The sequence below is a fragment of the Pseudomonas sp. GW456-L13 genome (assembly GCF_017350115.1).
GTDB lineage: Bacteria > Pseudomonadota > Gammaproteobacteria > Pseudomonadales > Pseudomonadaceae > Aquipseudomonas > Aquipseudomonas jessenii.
In genome coordinates, this window is record NZ_JACNAS010000001.1 from 1 (window position 1) to 21,555 (window position 21,555).

The 21,555-nt window shown below is 59.1% G+C and carries 19 protein-coding genes and 1 pseudogene; 8 read left to right on the top strand and 12 right to left on the bottom strand.

Going from position 1 to position 21,555, the window contains the following annotated elements:
* Positions 1-4,138, bottom strand: a 4,138-nt coding sequence (locus J4D25_RS00005; protein ID WP_207253303.1) for a DUF5801 repeats-in-toxin domain-containing protein, incomplete at its 3' end; no start/stop codon positions are given.
* A 252-nt stretch (positions 4,139-4,390) separates the two neighbouring features.
* Between J4D25_RS00005 and J4D25_RS26850 the strand changes: the two are divergent.
* Positions 4,391-4,513, top strand: a pseudogene (locus tag J4D25_RS26850) (acetoacetate decarboxylase (ADC)); the annotation flags it as partial.
* Positions 4,514-4,568: 55 nt separating this feature from the next.
* On the opposite strand, the gene J4D25_RS00010 reads toward J4D25_RS26850, so the two are convergent.
* A complete protein-coding gene (locus J4D25_RS00010; protein WP_057716598.1) occupies positions 4,569-5,018 on the bottom strand; it encodes a MerR family transcriptional regulator in 450 nt (149 codons plus the stop codon).
* A gap of 253 nt (positions 5,019-5,271) precedes the next feature.
* On the opposite strand from J4D25_RS00010, the gene J4D25_RS00015 reads away from it, so the two are divergent.
* Positions 5,272-6,102, top strand: a complete 831-nt coding sequence (locus tag J4D25_RS00015) for an alpha/beta fold hydrolase (RefSeq protein ID WP_057714628.1) — start codon at positions 5,272-5,274, stop codon at positions 6,100-6,102.
* Between the two features lie 358 nt (positions 6,103-6,460).
* Here J4D25_RS00015 and J4D25_RS00020 read toward each other — a convergent pair whose 3' ends face one another.
* Positions 6,461-7,327 carry a patatin-like phospholipase family protein gene (locus tag J4D25_RS00020; RefSeq protein WP_057714630.1) on the bottom strand — a complete coding sequence of 289 codons (867 nt, stop codon included), beginning with the start codon at positions 7,325-7,327 and terminating at the stop codon, positions 6,461-6,463.
* Between the two features lie 93 nt (positions 7,328-7,420).
* Complete coding sequence (locus J4D25_RS00025) at positions 7,421-7,738, bottom strand: hypothetical protein (RefSeq protein ID WP_057714631.1); 318 nt, start codon at positions 7,736-7,738, stop codon at positions 7,421-7,423.
* Positions 7,739-8,252: 514 nt separating this feature from the next.
* Here J4D25_RS00025 and J4D25_RS00030 point away from each other — a divergent pair.
* Positions 8,253-9,224: a TerC family protein gene (locus tag J4D25_RS00030; protein WP_057714633.1), complete on the top strand. Its 972-nt coding sequence runs from the start codon at positions 8,253-8,255 to the stop codon at positions 9,222-9,224.
* Positions 9,225-9,384: 160 nt separating this feature from the next.
* On the opposite strand, the gene dapF is transcribed toward J4D25_RS00030, so the two are convergent.
* Positions 9,385-10,200, bottom strand: coding sequence for a diaminopimelate epimerase (gene dapF / locus J4D25_RS00035; protein WP_079246744.1), 816 nt, complete (start codon positions 10,198-10,200; stop codon positions 9,385-9,387).
* Between the two features lie 211 nt (positions 10,201-10,411).
* Complete coding sequence (locus tag J4D25_RS00040; RefSeq protein WP_057714635.1) at positions 10,412-11,716, bottom strand: MFS transporter; 1,305 nt, start codon at positions 11,714-11,716, stop codon at positions 10,412-10,414.
* Between the two features lie 165 nt (positions 11,717-11,881).
* Here J4D25_RS00040 and J4D25_RS00045 point away from each other — a divergent pair, with 165 nt between their 5' ends.
* The 3 genes from J4D25_RS00045 to J4D25_RS00055 all read left to right on the top strand — a co-directional run bounded on the left by J4D25_RS00045 (position 11,882) and on the right by J4D25_RS00055 (position 17,572).
* Positions 11,882-14,719: an AMP-binding protein gene (locus J4D25_RS00045; RefSeq protein WP_057714637.1), complete on the top strand. Its 2,838-nt coding sequence runs from the start codon at positions 11,882-11,884 to the stop codon at positions 14,717-14,719.
* Positions 14,720-15,183: 464 nt separating this feature from the next.
* Complete coding sequence (locus J4D25_RS00050; protein WP_057716599.1) at positions 15,184-16,731, top strand: phospholipase D family protein; 1,548 nt, start codon at positions 15,184-15,186, stop codon at positions 16,729-16,731.
* 235 nt (positions 16,732-16,966) lie between these two features.
* Complete coding sequence (locus J4D25_RS00055) at positions 16,967-17,572, top strand: hypothetical protein (protein ID WP_057714639.1); 606 nt, start codon at positions 16,967-16,969, stop codon at positions 17,570-17,572.
* Positions 17,573-17,844: 272 nt separating this feature from the next.
* Here the strand turns inward: J4D25_RS00055 and J4D25_RS00060 are convergent, their stop codons facing one another.
* On the bottom strand, positions 17,845-18,027 hold the full coding sequence (locus J4D25_RS00060) for a hypothetical protein (protein WP_057714641.1): 183 nt from the start codon (positions 18,025-18,027) through the stop codon (positions 17,845-17,847).
* A gap of 199 nt (positions 18,028-18,226) precedes the next feature.
* On the opposite strand from J4D25_RS00060, the gene J4D25_RS00065 reads away from it, so the two are divergent.
* A complete protein-coding gene (locus J4D25_RS00065) occupies positions 18,227-18,448 on the top strand; it encodes a hypothetical protein (RefSeq protein WP_131726862.1) in 222 nt (73 codons plus the stop codon).
* A 6-nt stretch (positions 18,449-18,454) separates the two neighbouring features.
* Here J4D25_RS00065 and J4D25_RS00070 read toward each other — a convergent pair whose 3' ends face one another.
* Entirely contained in the window at positions 18,455-18,649 is a 195-nt protein-coding gene (locus J4D25_RS00070; RefSeq protein WP_057714643.1) for a hypothetical protein, read from the bottom strand.
* A 93-nt stretch (positions 18,650-18,742) separates the two neighbouring features.
* The gene (locus tag J4D25_RS00075; protein ID WP_057714645.1) at positions 18,743-19,585 is read right to left on the bottom strand and encodes an NAD(P)H-binding protein; all 843 of its coding nucleotides are present in this window, start codon (positions 19,583-19,585) and stop codon (positions 18,743-18,745) included.
* Positions 19,586-19,762: 177 nt separating this feature from the next.
* On the opposite strand from J4D25_RS00075, the gene J4D25_RS00080 reads away from it, so the two are divergent.
* Complete coding sequence (locus tag J4D25_RS00080; protein ID WP_057714646.1) at positions 19,763-20,428, top strand: TetR/AcrR family transcriptional regulator; 666 nt, start codon at positions 19,763-19,765, stop codon at positions 20,426-20,428.
* Between the two features lie 25 nt (positions 20,429-20,453).
* Here the strand turns inward: J4D25_RS00080 and J4D25_RS00085 are convergent, their stop codons facing one another.
* The 3 genes from J4D25_RS00085 to J4D25_RS00095 form a co-directional block, all read right to left on the bottom strand.
* On the bottom strand, positions 20,454-20,738 hold the full coding sequence (locus J4D25_RS00085; protein WP_057714648.1) for a hypothetical protein: 285 nt from the start codon (positions 20,736-20,738) through the stop codon (positions 20,454-20,456).
* Positions 20,739-20,944: 206 nt separating this feature from the next.
* Complete coding sequence (locus J4D25_RS00090; RefSeq protein WP_057714650.1) at positions 20,945-21,175, bottom strand: hypothetical protein; 231 nt, start codon at positions 21,173-21,175, stop codon at positions 20,945-20,947.
* Positions 21,176-21,305: 130 nt separating this feature from the next.
* Positions 21,306-21,527, bottom strand: a complete 222-nt coding sequence (locus J4D25_RS00095) for a hypothetical protein (protein ID WP_057714651.1) — start codon at positions 21,525-21,527, stop codon at positions 21,306-21,308.
* Positions 21,528-21,555 lie beyond the last annotated feature (28 nt).

Consider the following 21,555-nt stretch of genomic DNA (forward strand, 5'->3'; position numbering starts at 1 on the left):
TGCTGTCGGCACCGGTGTTGTTGATCGATTGGACAACGGCGTTCGGGTCGCCGTTGAGCACCAGCCTGTCCCGCATGCCCGGGCCCGCATCGAAGCCGCTGACCTGGTACAGGTTCTCATTGACTGACAGATCGATGTTGAACGCATCCTGCTCACCGATCGTGCCAACCAGCGTGAAGTCGAAGGGTGCGTTGGCCGGTTCGTTGGCGAACAGGTTGGCGTCAAAGGTACTCGTCGCCGAGTCCCCGTCCTTGTCCGTCAGCGTCGCGCTGAACGCCAGCTGGACATCGCTGGCCAGACTCTCGCTCTCCTGAATGAACTGGATCACCGGGATCTTGATATCGCCCCGGCCCATCGTCAGCTGAACCGCGTCGATCAGTGTCGTACCCGCCTTCTCGACGAGGAAGGACACCTGCCCGCCAGCCTCCGGCGTCAGGGTGTTTACCTCGATGCGGTCCGAAAACGTGCCATCCGCGTAGTAGATCCGGTAGTACAGGTCCTCGGTCGCGGTGTTGTAACCCGCCACGGAGTTGTCGATGAAGACCTTCATTGCCGTCAGCAGGCTCTCTGGATTGATGACGAAACTTTCATCGACGGCGCTGATTGCCGCCAGGTTATCGCCCTGGAGCACGTTGTTGGCGACGCCGATGCCGGATGTGCTGACGTTCATGGCCCTCGGGTCGATGTACGACGGCAGGGGGGTGGTCTGTAGCGCGGCTTCGGTAGGGTCGGGTGCTCCGAGCCCGATGCCGGTCAGGATGTCCGCGGTCGACGCCAGCGCCTTCGCGGAAAAGAACACGATCTCCTCGGATGCCGAAGGAATAGCCGGGTTGCTCGTCTGCGGAATCAACAATGTGCGCACCGGATCCGGGCCGCCGGCAGCGAGCGAGCCGTCGGCACTGCTGAGCACGATCGTCGAACGGAAGCCTTGCACCAGATCCAGTGCATAGCGACCATCGGCATAGGCGGTCAACGTGTAGTCGACGGTGGTATTCGCCGTTGCGGCGTTGTTGTCGAAATCACCGGTCAAGGTTCCCGCGAACTGGTACGCGCCATTGACATCCGGTGATGGCGACAGCTCGTTGAGTGTGCCGGTCCCGGTCGTGGTCGTGTTGTCCGGCCTGACGAGAGTGAACTGGTTATTGACCAACGAGATATCCAGACCGGCCGCCCCGAGCCCGTCGGCTCCCGTCGCCATATTCCAGAACCCGGATTGCGCAAGGACGCTACCGGTCCCGATCAGGTTGCCGAAACTGAGTGCCGGCCCGTCGTCCTTGAACACCAGGTTCTGCCCGATGTTCAGCGTCGCCTGGGCGCTGTCGCCGTCCCCGTCGGTCTTGATCGCCGTCAGCGTCACCAGGTTGTCCGAGGTCAACGATTTCGAATCATCGGGATTGCTTGGGTCGGAATGCACCACGGCGCGGAGCTGGTCGAGCGTGACGCTGCCATTGGCGGCTACGCTGACCGTGAACACCAGCAGATTACTCGTGGCCGTGCGGCCTTCCACCACGGTGCCATTGAGCGACAGGTTCACCGCCTGGTTCGAGGCCGTGTCCGTCAATCCGGAAGCCCCGGCCACCACGCCCAGCGCATAGCTCAGGGTGCCAGCCCCATCGGCGCCAAACGCCGAGGTGAAGTTGGCGGCAAAGCTCTGGGTATCATTGGTCGCCAGTACCGTCTCGTCCACTGTCAGCGTCGGTTCCGCGCCGGTGGTACTAATGCTTGGCCCGTCGTCCTTGAACACCAGGTTCTGCCCGATGTTCAGCGTCGCCTGGGCGCTGTCGCCCTCCTTGTCGGTAATGGTCGCGGTCAGCGTCACCAGGTTGTCCGAGGTCAAACTCGTCGAGTCATCGGGATTGGTGGCGTCGGGATGCACCACGGCGCGGAGCTGGTCGAGGGTGACATCACCGTTGGCAGCCACGCTGGCCGTGAACACCAGCAGGCTGGTGGTGGCCGTGCGGCCTTCGACCACGGTGCCGTTGAGCGACAGGTTCACCGCCTCGCCTGTCTCCGTGTCGGTCAACCCGGAAGCTCCGGCCACCACGTCCAGCGCATAGGTCAGGGTGCCGGCGCCATCGGCGCCAAACGCCGAATTGAAGTTGGCGGCAAAGTTCTGGGTATCGTTGGTCGCCAGCACCGTTTCGTCTACTGTCAGCATCGGTTCCGTGCCGGTGGTATTGATGCTCGGCCCGTCGTCCTTGAACACCAGGTTCTGCCCGATGTTGAGGGTCGCCTGGGCGCTGTCGCCGTCCCCGTCGGTCGTGGTCGCCGTCAGCGTCACCAGGTCGTCCGAGGTCAAACTCGTCGAGTCATCCGGATTGGTTGGGTCGGGATGCACCACGGCGCGGAGCTGGTCGAGGGTGACATCACCATTGGCGGCCACGCTGACCGTGAACACCAGCAGGTTGCCGAGGGCCGTGCGGCCTTCGACCACGGTGCCGTTGAGCGACAGGTTCACCGCCTCGCCTGTCTCCGTGTCGGTCAACCCGGAAGCTCCGGCCACCACGTCCAGCGCATAGGTCTGCGTGCCGGCCCCATCGGCGCCAAACGCCGAGTTGAAGTTGGCGGCAAAGCTCTGGGTGTCGTTGGTCGCCAGTACCGTCTCGTCCACCGTCAGCGTCGGCTCCGTGCCGGTGGTGCTGATGCTCGGCCCGTCGTCGTCGAAGATCATCTTGGAGCCGATTTCGGTGGTGGTAACAGAGGCTTTGACCAGCGTGAAACCACCGATATCAAAGTCGGCGTGGTCATTGCCCTTGGCATTGACGGCCGCACCGTTCTCGATAAGCACGCGGTTGTGATCCGCCGTAGTGGTGTATTCAATCTGGTAGCCGGCTTTAATGCCGGTGAGGGTTGCGACCCCTGCAGCAAAGCTGATGGTAATGGCCGGATCATTCACCGATCCGTCTGAATTCTCGATCACCAGCCCGGTGCTATTGTTGATCACGCGAACATTGGTGATGGCCACCGACGTATCGCCTGCGTATCCATTGATGAAATTCACGCCAGGTTCAGCCGCGGTGCTGAATGCGCTGATTTTTACGATAGCGCTCTTGCCGCTTTGCAATTGCACAACGTCGAAATTGGCCGACTTCGTGTTGTAGACGTCGGTAAAGTCGACGTTGGATTCAAGGTCGGCTTCGTTCTGATCCAGGTTGGGAATGGTCACATTCTGCCTGGCACCTGTGACGAACGAAAAGCGGATGCCCTCTTGCTCCACAATCATCTGATTGTTGGTGCCGAAGGTGGTCGGGCCACCCGCCTGGCTGGTATTGATCGTGTCGCCAGTGTTTATGTTGACGCCGCTTGACTGGTCTGCGGGGTCTTTGCCGGTGGCGATGATGGTGGGATCTGTGATCCGCAACACACCGCCGTCATCGACAACGTTTGGGTTCGCCTTCGTGAACATCAGGAACAGGTTCTGACCGGAGGGCGCATTGGCCAGGCTGAACACCAGATCCTCACTGGCTCCGATGAAAACCTTATTCAGCAGATTGAGCGAGTCATCGGCATCCGTCATATCGGGATGCTTGAGCGGTTGGTACTCCACGGTCCAGATCTTGCCGCCCGTGACCGGCGAACCGGTTTCTTCAATGTAGGCAGCGAACACGATCGCACCGGCCGGGCCCCCGGCTCGGCCCACGACGATGTTGTTGTCGTTCGTATCGGTATAGAGAAGGATGCTGGTGCCATCGAGGGTATCGAGTCCGCTGTCCAGGCCATTGAGCGGTGCGCCTAAACTGTCGGTGAAGCTGATATCGGTAATGCTTCCTCCGGGCGCGGCGGTGACGGTGAATGCATCGCTGCCCGTGTTGCCCGCGGCACCGGTATAGCCGCTCAAGGCCGCACCCGTGGCGGTGCCTGCCCCCAGTCCGGCCAAACGGTTAGCGAAGGTCGTGGGCAGGGACGCCACCAGAATGTCGTTGTCGTCAGCGTCCCCCGCAGGGGTTGGCGTGGCAGTGGCGTTCTGCAACCCCGCCGTTTCGTCCAGGGTCACGTCCTCGCCGGTCGCCACGACGCCCAAAGCGCTGGCTGTAACCGACGTTGTCACCAATGACTCGTTGAGGTCAGTGGTGAGGGGCTGGGTGGATAGAGCGATCTGATCGTTCGTTGACGATGAGTTTTTTTTCTGAGTAGCCATGACTTTCTCCAAAGCAATTGCAGTCACCAAGGCCGGACCGCGGACCTTTTTTCGGTACATGCCACAACTATGGATAAACGCCGGGCGATATACATCGGCCGATACTCCCAGACGAGGCAGGAGATTCAGACTACTGGGAAGGGGAGACGGGATGACGCGGAGTCGAATATTCCGCCTGTGAATGAGGGCATGGCGCGGGTGTTCAAGGTTACCGGGGCTTTAACCTTCAGCGTGTCGAACTGAGGCTGAACCAGCCTGTCGAACTACATCCGCTCCCTGAAGCTGGGGAAAATGATGAAGTACGAATACGTGCCCGCGTTCCAAAGTGCGCTCTACGCGCCGAAGCCGTTAGCAGCACTGGCTAACGCGTACTGATTCAACGATCCGGCAAAAAAACCTGTCAGACCTCACAAGCCTGACAGGTGACGTTTTACTTGGACGACGCAATATCACGGCCGCGTGGTGCTGCCGCCACGCCTTCCTCGCGTAGACGATGCAATAACAACTGCGTGTTGTCCACGCAACCCATGCCTTCAGGCTTACTTTCAACTCCCTCGATAACCAGAAGAAGTTGCGCTTTATTGAGTGCCAGCCGTTGCTGCAGGACTTCGATTTCCTCAACCTTGCGCTTGAGTCCACTGAGCAACTCTTCATGCCGCCAACCGTTCGCATTCATCGGCAGTAATTGTCGAATTTCTTCCAGTGAAAACCCCGCCGCCTGGGCGCCCGTGATGATCTCCAAAACCCACTCCGTATCAGGTGCATAGTCCCGATACCCATTGGCTTTGCGCCCGACAGATTTGATCAGGCCGCTCGCTTCGTAAAAGCGAATCCGTGAAGGCGCCAGTCCGCTGATTTTCGCCAGTTCGCCTATTCTCATATCCCACCCCAAAAAAGCCATTGACCTTAAAGTTGACTTTAAACCTAAAGTGATTTGGCGACCAAGCTGCGCGGATGTAATGCATTGCTAAAACGCCATGGAATTCAGGGGTGGGCGAAAACCAGACCAGGACCAATCCCTGGGAACCGCCTATTGGATGGGCTGCACGTTATTGAACAAGGGCAAGGTTCAACAAGGGGCACGATCAGGACACGATTGGTCATACCCTCCATTTCATTCGGGAGATGCGAACATGGGTTATGTCACTACGCAGGACGGTGTTGAGATCTTTTACAAAGACTGGGGACCACGCGATGCCCAAGTGATCTTTTTTCATCACGGATGGCCACTCAGTGCGGACGACTGGGATGCGCAGATGCTCTTTTTCCTGGCGAACGGCTACCGGGTCATTGCACACGACCGGCGTGGTCACGGGCGATCCAGTCAGGTCTGGGACGGGCACGACATGGATCACTATGCTGATGACGTCGCGGCCGTGGTCAACCATCTTGGGGTACAAGGCGCAGTTCATGTGGGGCACTCCACCGGCGGTGGTGAAGTCATCCATTACATTGCGCGCCACGGCGAAGACCGAGTGTCGAAGGCCGCCATAATCAGCGCCGTGCCACCCTTGATGGTTCAGACACCGAGCAATCCAGGCGGCTTGCCAAAGTCGGTTTTCGATGACTTGCAGGCACAGCTGAAGGCCAACCGCGCACAGTTCTACCATGACATTCCAGCTGGACCTTTCTACGGTTATAACCGCCCTGGTGCAAAACCGTCTGAGGGCATCATCCGGAACTGGTGGCGACAAGGCATGATGGGCTGTGCAAAGGCGCATTATGACGGGATCGTGGCCTTTTCCCAGACCGACTTTACCGAGGATCTAAAGAGCATCACGATCCCCGTGCTGGTGATGCATGGTGATGATGACCAGATCGTGCCTTATGAAAACTCCGGGCTCTTGTCAGCCAAACTGTTGCAAAACAGCACGCTGAAAACCTACTCGGGCTTCCCGCACGGAATGCCTACGACGAACGCCGATACAATCAACGCCGATTTGCTCGCTTTCCTGCGAGGTTAGGCAACTTGGGGGGTAAAAAACTGCCCCCCAGTTTCTTCAAAGCCAAAAAATCGATGCGTTGAAGATTCGACTAAGTGGCTGAAAACTGAGCTGACCGAGTGTCCGCTTGCGACTCCCTTCGTCTATGTTTCCTGTTCCTCACTGGACTAAAAAAATGGGGCTGTTAATCAATTAATTATTTGCCCTGTTTAGGCTGCCCAGCGTAGTCCGGCGACGCTCAGCAGGATCATGGGCAACCCGAAGCGTGAATTCCAGGATGGCGGCATTTAGGGCGGGTAGGGCGAGATTTGGGTTGATTTTGAAACGCAGGCATCGCTCTGGGTGCTCCGGCCTGAAGGTTCGCTGTAATTCACATCACTCAATGCTCATGGGCATGCGAATGGATGGAAAGGGCACCAGGTACCTTGGTGCGTTCGAGCCCCCCACGTTCCAGCCACCGGAGGGTCTGCTCATAGGCACGCTGCAGCAAAGACTCGGTCTGGTCAAAGTTGAAAACCGAGACATCCACCGGGCACAAGGGCGGGACGATGTGCAGACTGGTGACAGTGCGGAAATGTTCGATGTCGCTCACCAGTTGGCGCATGCTCATCAGATTGACAGTGTGCAGGGCCAAGGCGACCAGTCCTCGGGGAGGTTGCGTCAGGTCGCAACTCACTCCGGTGGGGATTACCACGACGTTGGTGGCGCCCAAGGCTACGGCAGTCGAAATAGGTGTATTGCTTGCCACGCCGCCATCAACCAGAAACTGATCGGCGATTTGTACGCAGGGGAACACCAGCGGAATGGCAGCGCTGGCCAGTAACGCCTGCTCGAGTTCGCCACTGGACAGAACCGTCTCGGCACCACTGAGCAGGTTGGTGGTGACGATGTATAGGGGCAGCACCGCATCCTCAATGCGGTGAATGGGCAGTGCCTGACCCAGCAGCCGATTCAAGGCCGACGGCTGCAACAGATAGCCACGCCGTTTGATCAATCCTCTACAGGTATCGAACCAAGAGAGGGGGAAGATGTCAGTTTTACTCAGCCCGCGCCAGAATCCGGCGAGCGCCTGGACGCCATCGGAATCGGGTCTTGCGGCAAAGTAGGCACCGTTGATAGCGCCTACCGAAGCACCAATCACCATGTCAAACCGAACATTGGCTTCGACCAGGGCCCGCAACATTCCCACCTGCACCGCCCCCAAACTGCCACCGCCAGCGAATACGATTGCGGTTTTGGTCGTCATGGCGGAAGTCTCTGTGCGGAAATGTATCGAATGAGTGTAGCTGGCGGGGCGGCATGACTTCCGGCAGCCCGCCATATGCATTCAGTGCGCGACCTATGAAGCGGCGCTCGCCTCATTGGTAGAATTCAAATAGCAGGCCATCTCCCGTTCGACAACGTCGATCTCATTTAGCCCCCAGTTTGTAAGGGGCGCGGAAAGTTTGCCGGTCGACGCAAAACTCGCCGCCAGCAGACGGGTCATCAGCGTCTTTGCCAAGTCCAGTTGCTCCTGAAGCTCCTGAACCGCGCGATCAGCCTTGTCCAGGCGCTGTCGCAGGGCATCGCGCCCGGCAGTGATCTGTCCGACACTGGCCATCGTTTCATGTAGGTCGACAATCAATGCCGCTTTTTCTTCCAAAGATTTATCACTCATCAATGTGCTCGTTCGCTCAGGTTCAAGGTCAGGCACGCGCAGGCCTTGCCTCAGTGATATCGGCACGAGAGTTTATTCCTATAGTTTTCTATCGCACTGCTGCGCAAGGTGCCGACCAACGGCAGCGGAACTCATCAGTACCCCCGGCCCGAAACGCCCGCTGAACGATTTAGCCTATTTGTTGCGTTGGCCGGTTGAATCCACAACCCATAGCTGACGGTCGGCTTGGCTCAGATTCAGGTTGAGCAAGCCGGTCTCTCGAATCAACACTTCGTAAAAAACGAACAATTCGCAACGAATAAACGATTTTTACTGATGCTACATGCCCGTTAGCATGACCTCTTCCAGCCCATTTACTTCATGCAGAGACAGTCATGCAGAAGGCCATCCAATGCCGCGGTTTCGAGATTACTTCAGCAAGCGCCTGGCCTACCGCTTAAGTCACTGCGCCGCCCGCATTGGGGCGGGTGATCGTGCGGCGCTATATGAGTATCGGCCAACCTTGGATAGTTAAATGACCACCATTAGCGTCGGCCAATCTTGGATGTGGGCCGCCTTTATCGGGTTCGTCCTCGCCATGCTGGCGCTGGATCTTTTCGTTTTCGGCGGGCGCAAGGCGCATCGTGTTTCGGTACGCGAAGCGCTGGCCTGGGTCATCGCCTGGACCAGTTTGGCGTTGGTCTTCTCCGTCCTGCTCTGGTGGTATCTGCGCAGCATGTTCGGCGCCGAAGTGGCCCAGCGTACAACGCTCGAATTCCTGACGGGCTACCTGATCGAGCAGTCGCTGTCGATCGACAACATGTTCGTTTTCGTGATGATCTTCGGCTATTTCGCCGTGCCGCCAGAGTTGCAGCGCCGCGTCCTGCTCTATGGCGTGCTCGGCGCCATCATCATGCGCGCCGGTATGATTTTCGCCGGTGTCTGGCTGGTGCAGGAGTTTGCCTGGCTGCTCTATGTCTTTGGCGCTTTCCTCCTCATCACCGGCGTCAAGATGCTGATCTTCGCCAACCAGCAGCCAGAGCTCGAAAAGAACCCTTTGCTGCGCTGGTTGCGTAGCCATCTTCGCATCACCGACGGTTTTCACGGCGAGCGCTTCTTCGTGCGCCAGAGCGGCCTGCGCTGGGCGACGCCGCTGTTCCCGGTGCTGGTGCTGATCGAGGCCAGCGACCTGGTGTTCGCGGTCGACAGCATCCCGGCTATCTTCGCCGTCACCACCGACCCCTTCATCGTGTTCACCTCCAACATCTTCGCCATCATGGGCATGCGCGCACTGTATTTTCTACTTGCCGACATGGCCTACCGTTTCCACTTGCTCAAATATGGTCTGGCCATCGTACTGGTGTTCATCGGCGGCAAGATGCTGGTCGCGCCGTGGTGGCACATGCCGATCCAATGGTCGCTGACCACGGTCGGCGGCATCATCTTGATTTCGGTACTGTTGAGCCTGACTTTGACGAAGAGCAAAACACGGGTTACGGGAGAATAAGGATGAATTTGAGACAAGAACGGGCGATGGCGGCACCGACGCTAGCTGAGCGCGACAGTGATGGTCGACTGATCGGCGTAGTCATCGACCGGTTGAATCTACAACCCAAAGCAGACGGTGGCGACAGGCAAAAGTCGGCCAATAGCGGCCTACCTGAAAATCAAGCTTTCAACAAAGCATCCGCGATTGTTCCTGAAAAAGTCGTCTCTACCGGCCCGGTGAGAAAAACTGATCCCACGCCATCCCATTGAACCGTTACAGCTCCGCCGTCACATTCGACCTCAACGCAATTGTCTAACAAGCCACGACGAATTCCGTTAACCGCGGCGCCACAAGAGCAGGAGCCTGAACCCAGAGGGATACCACCCCCGCGCTCCCAAATTCGCAACCGGATGTGCTTTCGGTCAATGATCTGGACGAAATGCACGTTCGTCCTGAGGGGAAACAAGGGGTTGGTTTCAACTCCCGGTCCAATCGTCGCAATCTCAACGGCTGTCAGATCATCCACAAAATAGGTGCAGTGCGGATTTCCCATGCTGCAAGCTGTTGGGTGACCGGCAAGTGGCATCACTAAAGTGTCCATTTCCAAAGCCAGAGGAACATCCGACCAGCCCAAAAGTGGCTTTCCCATGTTTACAGAAATGGCGCCGGTTGAAGTTCGTTCGCAAGTCAGCAGGCCACGGTTGGTTCGCAGTGCTGCCGAAGTCATATTGGATTCACGCATCAGCATATCAGCGGCCCCGCGCGTTGCGCTGCCACAAGCGTCCAGCGTTGAGCCATCTGCATTCCAGAACATCAAACGCGCATCTGCATCATCGCAATCAAACACCACCGCGAGTTGGTTGAAGCCGATTCCTCGGTTCCGATCTCCCATTAGACGAGCCATATTGCTGGTGATTGGATTCGGTGATTTTCGCGAGTCGACGATAACGAAATCATCGCCATTGGCGTGCATTTTATGAAAGCTGAGCGGCATAAATAGACCTGGCAGCAAGACATGTGATGAGTTGACGTTTTAAAGCGATCTATCCCTATTCGCATGACTTTTGCAAGCTACGTGAAAACTCATGAGGCGAATGTGTTTGGCAGACTGGACACATCGTTGTGTTTGATTCGTCACCGGCAGCTTTTGGTCGAATCAGGTCAGTTTCGACAGGCGAAGACTGACGCGATGCAGGGAGTCCCTTTCACTTTTCGAGACTCTCGGTATGGCTGACAGCTACCTGTCGCCCGCGCTCCAGGTTGACGCCGGCCAGGATCAGCAGGCCGACAACGAAATAGCTGCCGGTAATCAGCATCGCCAGGCGGTGATCGCCTCCGGACAGCCAACTGGTCAGGCCGTAAGTCATGGGGCCGAGGATTGCCGACAGTTTGACGGCCAGCCCCCAGAGGCCGAAGAACTCCGCCAGCCGCGTCGGCGGCGCGAGCAGACCGACTATCGCACGTCCGGCCGATTGGCTGGCGCCCATGCACAGACCGGCGAGGTTGGCCGCCAGCCAGAACAGCCCGGGGCCGCGCGCGACCCAGACCAGACCGACCATGCCGAGCCAGCCCAGCAAGGTCAGCGCCAGCGTGGTGCGATGGCCGAGGCGATCCTGCAGCCAACCGAACAGCACGGCACCGATGGAGGCCGTGATATTCACCACGAAGATCAGCAGCAGCGTGTCCTGGGTACTGAAGCCCATGACCTGATTGGCATAGATGGCAGCCAGGGTGATCACCGCCGAGATACCGGCCTGGTAGCAGACGGTGCAGGCAAGGAAGCGCAGCAGGTCACGATAGCGGTCGGCTTCGCGCAGTGTCTGCGCGAAGCGCGCCAGCACCGCTTGCGGGATAGGCCTGTCGCTGCTCCCTGTCTGCGGCAGGCTGCGTTCACGCAAGAACAGGAAGGTCGGTACGCTGGCCAACGCGAACAAGACCGCAGTGATCAGCATGCACACCGGCACGAACTGCGCCGCTGTCTGGCCTTGCGCCTGGGCCCAGCTGACGAAGGCCAGGCAGGCGCCCAGGCTGACCAGGCCGCCTATATAGCCAAACCCCCAGCCCCAGCCGGACACCTTGCCTAAAGCATCCGAACGGGCGAGCTGGGGCAGGAAGGCGGCAATCAGGTTCTCGCCGCTGCCGAAGCAGTAGTTGGATAGCACGATGAACAGAATCGCAACGCCGAGCTCCCCCGGCCCGGCCAACGCCAGTCCAGCGGTAAAGGTGACGCAACCGATCGTGCTGAACAGCAGCAGGCGCTTCTTGCAGGCGAACGCGTCGGCGTAGGCACCGATCAGCGGAGCGGTCAGGATGATCAGGGCGTAAGAGAGGGATATGGCGCTGGTCCAGGCCAGCGTACCCCAGGCTTCGCCCTTGGCGACCACGGCGACGAAGTAGGCGTTGAACACGGCGGTGATCACCACGGTCGTGTAGCCGGAGTTGGCGAAATCGAACATCGCCCAGGCCCAGATTTCTCGGCGTGTCACTCCGGGGGCAAGGCTGGCTGGCATGGCAGATCTCTCTGCAGGGGCTGCGTTCTTCAGAAGCCTAGCCTCGGCTCACCCATCCTGCGAGCGCTGCAGCTGATGATGGCATTCCCAGTCGCCTCCGTAGGCGCATAATGGCAGTTGGCAAGGATCTACACACACAGAGTGTTCTGTCATGAGGGGCTGCCGATGCCTCGTCCGCCTCCAGAAACCCGTGCCGTTCCCCGTTGCGATGGGGACGCGGAAAAATTGCTCGAAATTGTCCGGCGTACCGTGGTCGAGCTGCGCCCGCAAGCGGCAGAAGGTTTGCAAGTCACCTTGCACAGCGTGCTGGATCGGGATCTGGGCGTAGACAGCCTGACTCGAGTTGAGCTCTGGTCACGTATCGAGCACGAATTCGGTGTGCGCTTGCCAGAAAACCTGTTCGCCTCGGCAGACACCCCCACCGACATACTGCGCGTGCTGCACAGCAGGCATGGCGCCGAGGCCGTACGTCCGTTGCCCTCCAGCAACTCCAGCGAGACCCTGATAGCAACGGGGCAGACGCCAGATGCCGCGCGGACCTTGATCGAGGTACTCGACTGGCATGTGCGCCAGCAGCCGCAGCATCTCCACGTGCGCCTGCTAGGTGAAAGTGACCAGCAGGAAGATATCAGCTATGGCGCCTTGCACCAGGGGGCCTTGGCCGTTGCCGGAGGGCTGCAACGCAGTGGCTTGCACGCCGGTCAGACCGTGGCCCTGATGCTGCCCACAGGCCGCGACTTTCTCCAGGGCTTTTTCGGCATCCTGTTGGCCGGTGGTGTGCCGGTGCCCATCTACCCACCGCTGCGCCTGTCGCAGATAGAGGATCATCTGCGCCGCCAGGCCGGTATTCTGCGCAACGCCGAGGCCAAAGTGCTGATTACCGTGACGCAAGCGAAGCTGCTCGCCCGATTGCTCCAACCGCAGGTCCCGAGCCTGACGCGCATTGCCAGCGTGGCCGAGCTGACAGGCGAGGGGGGCGAGTGTGTCACACCGCCGCGGCAACCGGATGACATCGCCTTCCTGCAGTACACCTCGGGCAGTACTGGCCAGCCCAAGGGCGTGATGGTCAGCCACGCCAATCTGCTGGCCAATCTGCGCGCCATGGGGAGGGCTCTGAAGGTGGGGCCGCAAGACGTGTTCGTCAGCTGGCTGCCCATGTACCACGACATGGGATTGATCGGTGCCTGGCTGGGCAGCCTGTACTACGGCTACAGCCTGATGCTGATGTCGCCGCTGGCTTTCCTGGCACGGCCGGCGCGTTGGCTATGGGCCATCGACCGCTTCCGCGGCACGTTGTCGGCGGCGCCCAACTTTGCCTACGAACTGTGTCTGAACAAACTTGCTGACGGCGACCTCGAGGGCCTGGACCTGAGCAGTTGGCGCCTGGCCTTCAACGGTGCCGAACCGGTCAGCCCGCAGACCTTGCAGCGCTTCGCCGAACGCTTCGCTCGCTACGGCTTGGCGCCCACTGCGCTGGCGCCCGTCTATGGGTTGGCCGAGGCCACACTGGGCGTGGCCTTTCCTCCCCTGGACCGAGGACCGCTGATCGACCGGGTACAGCGCGACGCGTTCCAGGCCCGTGGCAATGCACTGCCCGTCGAAGCGGATGCCAGCGCAGCGCTGCGCTTCGTCTCCAGCGGTCGACCACTGCCGGGCCATCAGATTCGTATCGTCGATGGCAGCGGAATCGAACTGCCCGAACGCAGCGAAGGGCACCTGCAATTTCGCGGGCCGTCTACCTCGGCAGGCTACTACCGCAACCCCGAAGAGACCCGCCGGGTGCTGCGCGATGGCTGGTTCGACTCGCTCGACTTCGCCTACATGGCCGGCGGCGAGGTCTACCTGACCGGCCGTGCCAAGGACTTGATCATCCGTGCCGGGCGCAACATCTACCCCTACGATGTCGAAGCAGCGGTCGGCAATCTGCCCGGGCTGCGCAAAGGCTGCATCGCGGTGTTCGGCAGTCCGGAGCCGGCCACCGGCACCGAGCGCCTGGTGGTGTTGGCGGAAAGCTACGAGAAGGACGCTGCTGCGCGGCAACAGCTGCAGCAGGAGGTCAACCGTATCGTGTTCGACCTCACCGGTGTGGCGCCCGACGATATCGTTCTGGCGCCACCGCATAGCGTACTGAAAACCTCCAGCGGAAAGCTTCGCCGTGCTGCCAGTCGTGAACTGTATGAGCGCGGCGAAGTGGGGCGGCCGCACCTGGCCGTTTGGCGCCAGCTGCTGCGCCTGGTATTGCAGGCCTTGCGCGGGCATTTCGGTCGCGGCTGGCAGACCTGCCGCGCCGTGTTGTATGCCACTTACATCTGGCTGCTGTTCTGGCTGGTCACACCGCTGACCTGGCTGGTCGTTGCAATCCTGCCGCGCCAGCGTTGGTGTCGCAGCTTTACCCGTGCGGCCTCCCGGCTGTTTCTGCGCCTGGCGGGTGTTCCGTTCAGTGTCACGGGGCTCGAGCGCCTGCCTTCCTCCTCGGTGAGCGTGCTGGCCGCAAACCATGCCAGCTACCTCGATGGTGTCATTCTCAGCGCGGCCCTACCGCCGCAGTTCAGCTTCGTTGCCAAGCGCGAATTGGCTGACCAGTGGATCGCCGGCCGGTTCCTGCGCAAGCTCGGCGCCCGCTTTGTCGAACGCTTCGACCTGCAGCGCAGCGCCGCAGACACCGAACCCCTGGCCGAGGCGCTGCAGGCTGGCCAGCCCCTGGTGTTCTTTCCCGAGGGAACCTTCACCCGCGAGCCAGGATTGCGAACGTTCCACATGGGCGCCTTCGTGCTAGCTGCGCGTGCCGGCGTGCCGCTGCTGCCGGTCGCAATTTGCGGCACGCGCAAGGTGCTGCGCGACGGTCAGTGGTACCCGCGCCACGGTGCAATCCACGTCAACGTCTGTCCTCAGCTGTTGGCAGACGGGCCGGACTGGATGGAGGCAATCAAGCTGCGGGATGCGACGATAGCGGTGCTGCTAGAGCACCTGGATGAATCGGAACGAGCCCAGCGCCCAGGTTAGGCGACTACTTTGCTGCCGTCGTTTTTCCAGAGCCGTTTATAGAGTGGGCACACGTCAAAATCTAAATCCGCTGTGAGCGCCCGCTTTTGGCTGACTGCTGCCTGTCGCGAAGGGCCGAAAACGACTCAGTCACTCCGGTGCCATCATCACCACAAGCGTCATCTTGATGAATTCTTCAATCTTATCGATGGCTTCCAGGGCACCGCGTACGTTGTTAGCGACACCGGCTGACCCAAACTGCTCGACCCAGCCAGGCGCTATAGCGGAGGGCGGGCCTGCACCCGGCCCAGGGCGGTTTCATGCTCTGGGCGCAGCTGCTGGAATATTTCGACACACTGCTTGAAACGGGCTTTACTGGAACAAGTCGTGCGGACTATCGAGGGCTGCATGTGCTCGGCAGCCAGTACTGGCTGGATGCCGAGTTCAAAACTACACCCGTTGTGGTTGAGGAGCAGTCCTTACCCATGTCCCGGTTTCTCTGCGCCATGCTGTTCGCGCTGCTGCTCGTCGGCTGCGCCACCACGCGCTTGCCTCACGAATTCAGCGAGGCGATACCCGCCAGCGATTCGGCGTTCGGGCGCTCGATCCAGGCTCAGGCCGCCGAGCATGAGGGGCGCTCGGGTTTTCGCTTGCTGCCCAACAGCAGTGAAGCATTCCGGGCGCGCGCGGAGTTGATCCGCAATGCGCAGAAAGCCGTCGATCTGCAGTACTACATCGTGCATAACGGTTTCAGCACTCGGGCGCTGGTGCATGAAATGCTGCTGGCAGCAGATCGCGGCGTACGGGTACGCATCTTGCTCGATGACACTGCCAGCGACGGCCAGGAAGAAGTCATCGCTACCCTGGCGGTGCACCCGAACATCCATATCCGCGTCTTCAACCCTTTGCATCTGGGGCGCAGCACCGTGGTCACTCGAACCATGGGCCGCCTGCTTGATCTTTCCCAACAACACCGACGCATGCACAACAAACTGTGGCTGGCCGACAACAGCGCAGCCATCGTCGGCGGACGCAACCTGGGGGATGAATATTTCGACGCCAGGCCCGACCACAACTTCACCGACATGGACCTGCTGGGCATCGGCCCGGTCGCCGAGCAATTGGGGCACAGCTTCGATCAGTACTGGAACAGCGCCTTGAGCCAGTCGATCAGTGACTTCCAGCTCAACAAGCCAACAGCGCAAGACTTGCTCGAAAGCCGCCAACGCCTGGAGCAATCGCTCCAGACCTCACGTATCGAGAGCAAGGCGTTGTACAACCATCTCATGACCTACCAGACTCAACCGCAACTCGAGACCTGGCGCAAGCAGCTGATCTGGGCCCATAGCAAGGCGATGTGGGACGCTCCAAGCAAGGTCCTGGCCAGCGGCGAACCGGCACGCGCGCTATTGATGGCCACACAGCTGCGGCCTGAACTCGATAGCGTCAATAGCGAGCTGATCATGATCTCGGCCTATTTCGTCCCGCAAAAGCCGGGCATGGACTATCTCCTGGGTCGTGCCGATGCCGGCGTTGATGTGCGCCTGCTGACCAACTCACTGGAGGCCACCGATGTGCCGGCGGTGCATGGCGGCTATGCACCGTATCGCAAGACTCTGCTCGAACATGGCGTGAAACTCTATGAGCTGCGGCGCCAGCCGGACGATCCCGGTCGTAGCTCCTCGTTTGGTTTCAGTGGTGGCTCTGACTCCAGCCTGCACACCAAGGCCATGATCCTGGACAGACAAAAAGTGTTCGTCGGCTCGTACAATTTCGACCCGCGTTCAGTGTTCTGGAACACTGAAGTCGGGGTGCTGGTCGATAGTCCCGAACTGGCCGGCTACGTACGCCAGCTGGCGCTTGAGGGCATGGCGCCGGCCCTGAGTTACCAGGCCCGACTGGAAAACGGCGAAATTGTCTGGCTCACCGAAGACGACGACCGCCTGCATACCTTGCGCAAGGAGCCCGGCGGCAAGTGGCGCAGCTTCAAGGCCTGGCTCAGCGACAAGATCGGCCTGGAGAAAATGCTCTAGATCGAAACCCGGAGTACACCCACTGGCCTCACGCCCATGTGTGAGCATTCAATCAGCGCGCGGAGCTCAGGGCTTGCGTCAGGCCGCCGTGCAATAGGGACTTACAAAGAAGCCTCTCGATAAGGGTGACGCGATCAAGCTGGATGTCTTCTGACATTTTTGTCTTCACCTGCATGACTCAGGCGCCTTGCAGTAAACGGAGGGTACCTTATGCCCTTATTTTTGAGGGTAATGAATGAAACAAGGACAGGTTCTGCTGTTGGCATTGTTGATGCTGTTTTTAACGGGGTGCACGACTACACCGCCAAAAGACCAAGGCAATCTCTGCAGTATTTACCGTGAGTATCCCGACTGGTATGAGGACTCGCTGCAAATGCAGAGTGAATATGGGACGCCTCTGCATGTGGCCATGGCGATCATGAAGCAGGAAAGCAGTTACGTGGCGGACGCATTGCCGCCTCGTGACTACCTGCTCTGGGTGATCCCCTGGGGGCGAGTCAGTTCGGCCTACGGTTATGCGCAGGCTCAAGACCCGGTGTGGGGTGAGTACAAGGACAATACGGGCAACGGTGGTTCGCGTGACAGTTTTGACGACGCGATCATGTTTATCGGTTGGTACACCACTGGCACCCAACGTCAGCTCGGAATCTCCAAATGGGACACCTACAATCAGTACCTGGCCTATCACGAGGGGCGTGGGGGCTTTAGCCGCAATACCTATCGCAGTAAACCCTGGCTGATGCAGGTTGCCCAGAAAGTGCAAAAGCAGTCAGAGATTTACAACGCTCAACTTAAAGTGTGTCGCCAAGAGTTGGAAGATGATCGTAGCGGGTGGTTTTAACGCATTTACGAAAAAAAACCCGCATCTCCTGGGGGAAGATGCGGGGAAAAGTATTGCACATGGTGAGGAAGGTCGGCCTCCTCGAAAGCAGACTGGCTGTATTCGAAGCGTCCGTTAAAGGTGTCACCTGTAAACCTCACCTTGGCCAACGCCCCCTCGACGCATATTTAAAGACGAGGGAGAGGGGCGAGCGAAATCAATAATTGTCAAAGACAGATTAATAAATACGGATATGACGTCGTGGATAGCCTCTCGGTGATGGCGTCGCGAGGTCAAGCCTGTTCCAAAAGAAGTCTGGCGGTGCTGATAGGCAAGGGGTGAGGTGCATTGATCCGGCCTTCCAATCTGATCACGAACGCCAAGGCCTCTGCGTAGCTGCGAAACTCAACGCACCACGCGTTCATCCATACATTCCAGCCTTCCGGTTTGCTCGCCTTCTCGATTTTTATCAGCATCCTGGAATCCCTCCATGTGGTGGTTTAGCCTGGTCTCGAACCGGGGAAAACCGAAGTGCGGTGTGTGAATGTTTGTCTGCGTGGCCTGGGTGACGACGCAGGACAAAACAGTAAATCTGCTCAGGAAAGTCAGCCTCTGCAAATGCGGTTTTGATGGCAGTCGAAGCTTTCGTCAAAAACGTCACCTGCGGGCCCTGCCATGGCTAACCCTCCTCCTGGCACATTTAAAGCCGATAGAGGGGAGTGTTTGGAAATTAATAATTATCAAAAATGGATTTACGGCGGCGGGGGGGATTCAGACGTTGGAACCGTGTTTGCGTTCGATTGGGCATTCTCTAAAGCAAGGGCTTGCAAGCGAAAGCGGATGCAAGCCCTTGTTTTTTTCTATTCCATTATTTCTATCTTGATCGTGATTGCCTGATGCTTTTCAGGACGTCGGGTCTGCCTTGCGGCGATCGTTGCCGGCCGGGTTGCCGGTATCGATCAGCCTTCTTTCCAGCAGTACGTTTTCCAGGGCCTGGCGGTCTGACGGGTTCATCTGATGTTCTCGCTCCTTGAGTTCCAACAGGATCGGGGTCGACCACTGGCGGTAGGTTTGTTCAGCACTACGATTGAGTGACATGGGTTCCTCCTTGATCAGGCTCCTGCCAATAAAGGCGCCGCACTTCGATACGCCAAAAAACCCTAGTCGACGAAGCCTGTTCCCGCCACTGCTTTACGTCGGACGGCCATTGCCCCAGATGCCCGTAGCGGCAGTGCGCCGTACGTAGTCGCCAAAGTCGCGCGCCGGCCGTCCCAGCGCCCGCTGTACACCATCGGCCACGGGTGTGTTGCGCCCGTCCAGCACAGTCGTGAAGAGATACAACACCAGGTCGATCAACGCCGGGGGAAGCTGTTCCTGTTCCATTGCCTGTCGATAGGCGTCCCGAGGTACGGCCACGAATTCGATCTTGCGACCGGTGGCGCAAGCAATCTCGGTCACGGCCTGGGCAAAGGTCAACGCCCGAGGGCCGGTCAGTTCATAGAGCTGGTTGGTGTGTCCGGGTTGGGTCAGTGCCGCGACGGCACATTCGGCGATGTCTTCAGCATCGACAAAGGGCTCGGCGACCTGGCCGACGGGGAGTGCAAGCTCACCTTGCACAATGGGTTCAAGAAAGTGTGCCTCGCTGAAATTCTGGCAGAACCAACTGGCCCGCAGAATCGTCCAGTCAATCCCGCTGTCCTGTACGACGCGTTCGGCCTGTTGCGCTTCAACTTCGCCGCGCCCGGATAACAAGACCAGTTTGCGGACGCCGCTTTTCACCGCCAGGTCGGTGAACGCCTGGATGGTTTCAACGGCGCCTGGAACGGCGAGGTCCGGTTGAAAGGAAATGTAGACGCAATGAACGCCATCGATCACGGCGTCCCAGGTCGATCGATCTTCCCAGTCGAAGGGTGGATTGGCATCGCGCGAACCCCGGCGAACGGGCAAGCCTGCAGCCTCGAGCCGTTGTGTGATGCGACGTCCGGTTTTGCCGGTGGCGCCGAGGACCAGCGTGATGGGTTGGGCCGTTTTCATCGCGTTCATCTCCATCGATTAATGTGAGTGATGCTCATGTTCAAAAGATGATAGATGCTCATGTTTCGCCGTCAACCCATCAGATCGAATTCCCCGACGTGCGGCATCTGTTGTTGGGCGTAGGGAATGGCGATGCTAAGGTGAGTACATGTCACGTTTTTGATCGGGAACTCACTCGTGCGCAAAAAAACCTCTGAAACCCTCGAACAGCCTGCTGCACAAGCGGTTCGACGCAATCCCACGCAACAGCGCAGCCGCGATCGTCAGGAGCGGATTCTGGCCATGGCCACTCAATTGATCGCGGACAAGGGCAGCGATCAACTCAAGATGAGTGAAATCGCCGAGCGATCCGAGATCTCGATCGGTTCCCTTTATCAGTATTTCCCTGACAAGAGTTCCGTGATCCGTACGCTGGCTGAGCGCTATAACGCTGAAAGCCGTCGTTGCATTGCCGAGGCAATGGAGGCTGTCGAGGATGCCCATGGTTTGCGCGCCGCCTATTCGCAGTTGCTCGATCTGTATTACGAGATCGTGATGACGACACCGGTGATGCGTGACATCTGGTCCGGTATGCAGGCCGACAAGCAGTTGTTGCAGCTGGAACTGGAGGAGAGCCGGGTTGCCGGAGCCCTGCTGGCCCAGGCGATGCTACGCGTGTATCCCGACTGCGACGAGCAACAGGTCGAGGAGTCCGCGTTTTTGATCTGGCACCTGGGCGAGGCGACCATGCGGTTGGCGGTCACTTGTGCACCCGTTGAGGGGCGAGCACTGGTCGAGGCGTTCAAGCGCATGTCCCTGCGCGAGATCATGGAGCCCGCGCGCAGGGACATCGTCTTGCCGTAAAAACCTGACGGCTACTTCATGCTCCCTAAACGAAGGGTTGGCCGCCAAAGCCACGGGGCAGTCGTTGCAGGCCGGCCATCGCGGTCAGCCGCTCGGTCCAGGCTGAACGCCAGTCATTGGCGGTGTGCACGGCTTTGGCTTTGCGTGCTGCGCGGCGGGCAGCGTTGCGCTCAGCCTTGCGGGCTTCTTTGTAGGCGTCGGTGTTTCGGCAGCTTCGGCATTTCACCCGGTTGAGTTCGCGGGTCGATACGAGGTTGTTGCCGTGGTGACCGCAGGCCAGGTGCCCGCTGACTTTGAAATGAGTGACCATTGGAACGTCTCCTTCGTGACGTGTGAGCGGTTGACTCCACGTGAGCGGGGACGTTCGATTGGTTTTGCGCAACAAAAAATCCCGGTTCCAGGCCGGGTTGTGAGAAGGGATGGAAATCCAGCAGGCAGCCAAGGGTGTGGAGACGTACGGTCACCGATCATGCTGCCCGAATAGGGCCTTTTCCCGCACCGCGAATTCGTGACGGATCATCTGAACCGGGGCAGAGGCCGGTCGACAGGCTTGAGAGACGACAGCGTGTGCCGGATCAGCGGCGTGTCCTTCTCAATGTCGTTCAGGCGATCACGAATTCTGAGGGCGGTGGGGTGTCCGCCTTGATGATCGACCCAGTCGGCGATTTCCTTGCAGGCGGCGGCCAGGCGAGCCTGACGGGAGTCCAGCAAGGTGAGCAGGGTGGTGATGGACTCTTTTTCGGACATGGGAGGCACCTCCGTTCAAGAAACCTGGGTGTGGCAGCAAAAAGCCCGCCTGGGGCGAGCTTTCTGCCGAAAGGGGTACTGATCCTTCAACTATCTCAGTATAGACCCGTTAAAAAATGGTGACGAGCCGTCAACTTTGTCGGGCTGTCACTTGTGATTGAGCGTTCAACTGACGGCAAACACGCACAGCGTCTTCTTCACTATCGTAGCCATCTCCGATGAAGCCTTGGGTGCGGGTATCGGCGATGCGGTACCAGACCGTGGCATCCGGTGGCAGGTGGTCATTTTCACCCGCACGGCGACCATGGATGATGATCTTGTTGCAGCGTTTCACGACGAAAATGTCTTCCATGGCGTCTCCGCAGCGGATACGTGTTCAG

Bases quoted from the DNA above. Each gene is read 5' to 3' on its own strand.
- J4D25_RS00010 (WP_057716598.1), bottom strand. From the start codon at position 5,018: ATGAGAATAGGCGAACTGGCGAAAATCAGCGGACTGGCGCCTTCACGG.
- J4D25_RS00015 (WP_057714628.1), top strand. From the start codon at position 5,272: ATGGGTTATGTCACTACGCAGGACGGTGTTGAGATCTTTTACAAAGAC.
- J4D25_RS00020 (WP_057714630.1), bottom strand. From the start codon at position 7,327: ATGACGACCAAAACCGCAATCGTATTCGCTGGCGGTGGCAGTTTGGGG.
- J4D25_RS00025 (WP_057714631.1), bottom strand. From the start codon at position 7,738: ATGAGTGATAAATCTTTGGAAGAAAAAGCGGCATTGATTGTCGACCTA.
- J4D25_RS00030 (WP_057714633.1), top strand. From the start codon at position 8,253: ATGACCACCATTAGCGTCGGCCAATCTTGGATGTGGGCCGCCTTTATC.
- dapF (WP_079246744.1), bottom strand. From the start codon at position 10,200: ATGCCGCTCAGCTTTCATAAAATGCACGCCAATGGCGATGATTTCGTT.
- J4D25_RS00040 (WP_057714635.1), bottom strand. From the start codon at position 11,716: ATGCCAGCCAGCCTTGCCCCCGGAGTGACACGCCGAGAAATCTGGGCC.
- J4D25_RS00045 (WP_057714637.1), top strand. From the start codon at position 11,882: ATGCCTCGTCCGCCTCCAGAAACCCGTGCCGTTCCCCGTTGCGATGGG.
- J4D25_RS00050 (WP_057716599.1), top strand. From the start codon at position 15,184: ATGTCCCGGTTTCTCTGCGCCATGCTGTTCGCGCTGCTGCTCGTCGGC.
- J4D25_RS00055 (WP_057714639.1), top strand. From the start codon at position 16,967: ATGAAACAAGGACAGGTTCTGCTGTTGGCATTGTTGATGCTGTTTTTA.
- J4D25_RS00060 (WP_057714641.1), bottom strand. From the start codon at position 18,027: ATGCTGATAAAAATCGAGAAGGCGAGCAAACCGGAAGGCTGGAATGTA.
- J4D25_RS00065 (WP_131726862.1), top strand. From the start codon at position 18,227: ATGGCTAACCCTCCTCCTGGCACATTTAAAGCCGATAGAGGGGAGTGT.
- J4D25_RS00070 (WP_057714643.1), bottom strand. From the start codon at position 18,649: ATGTCACTCAATCGTAGTGCTGAACAAACCTACCGCCAGTGGTCGACC.
- J4D25_RS00075 (WP_057714645.1), bottom strand. From the start codon at position 19,585: ATGAAAACGGCCCAACCCATCACGCTGGTCCTCGGCGCCACCGGCAAA.
- J4D25_RS00085 (WP_057714648.1), bottom strand. From the start codon at position 20,738: ATGGTCACTCATTTCAAAGTCAGCGGGCACCTGGCCTGCGGTCACCAC.
- J4D25_RS00090 (WP_057714650.1), bottom strand. From the start codon at position 21,175: ATGTCCGAAAAAGAGTCCATCACCACCCTGCTCACCTTGCTGGACTCC.
- J4D25_RS00095 (WP_057714651.1), bottom strand. From the start codon at position 21,527: ATGGAAGACATTTTCGTCGTGAAACGCTGCAACAAGATCATCATCCAT.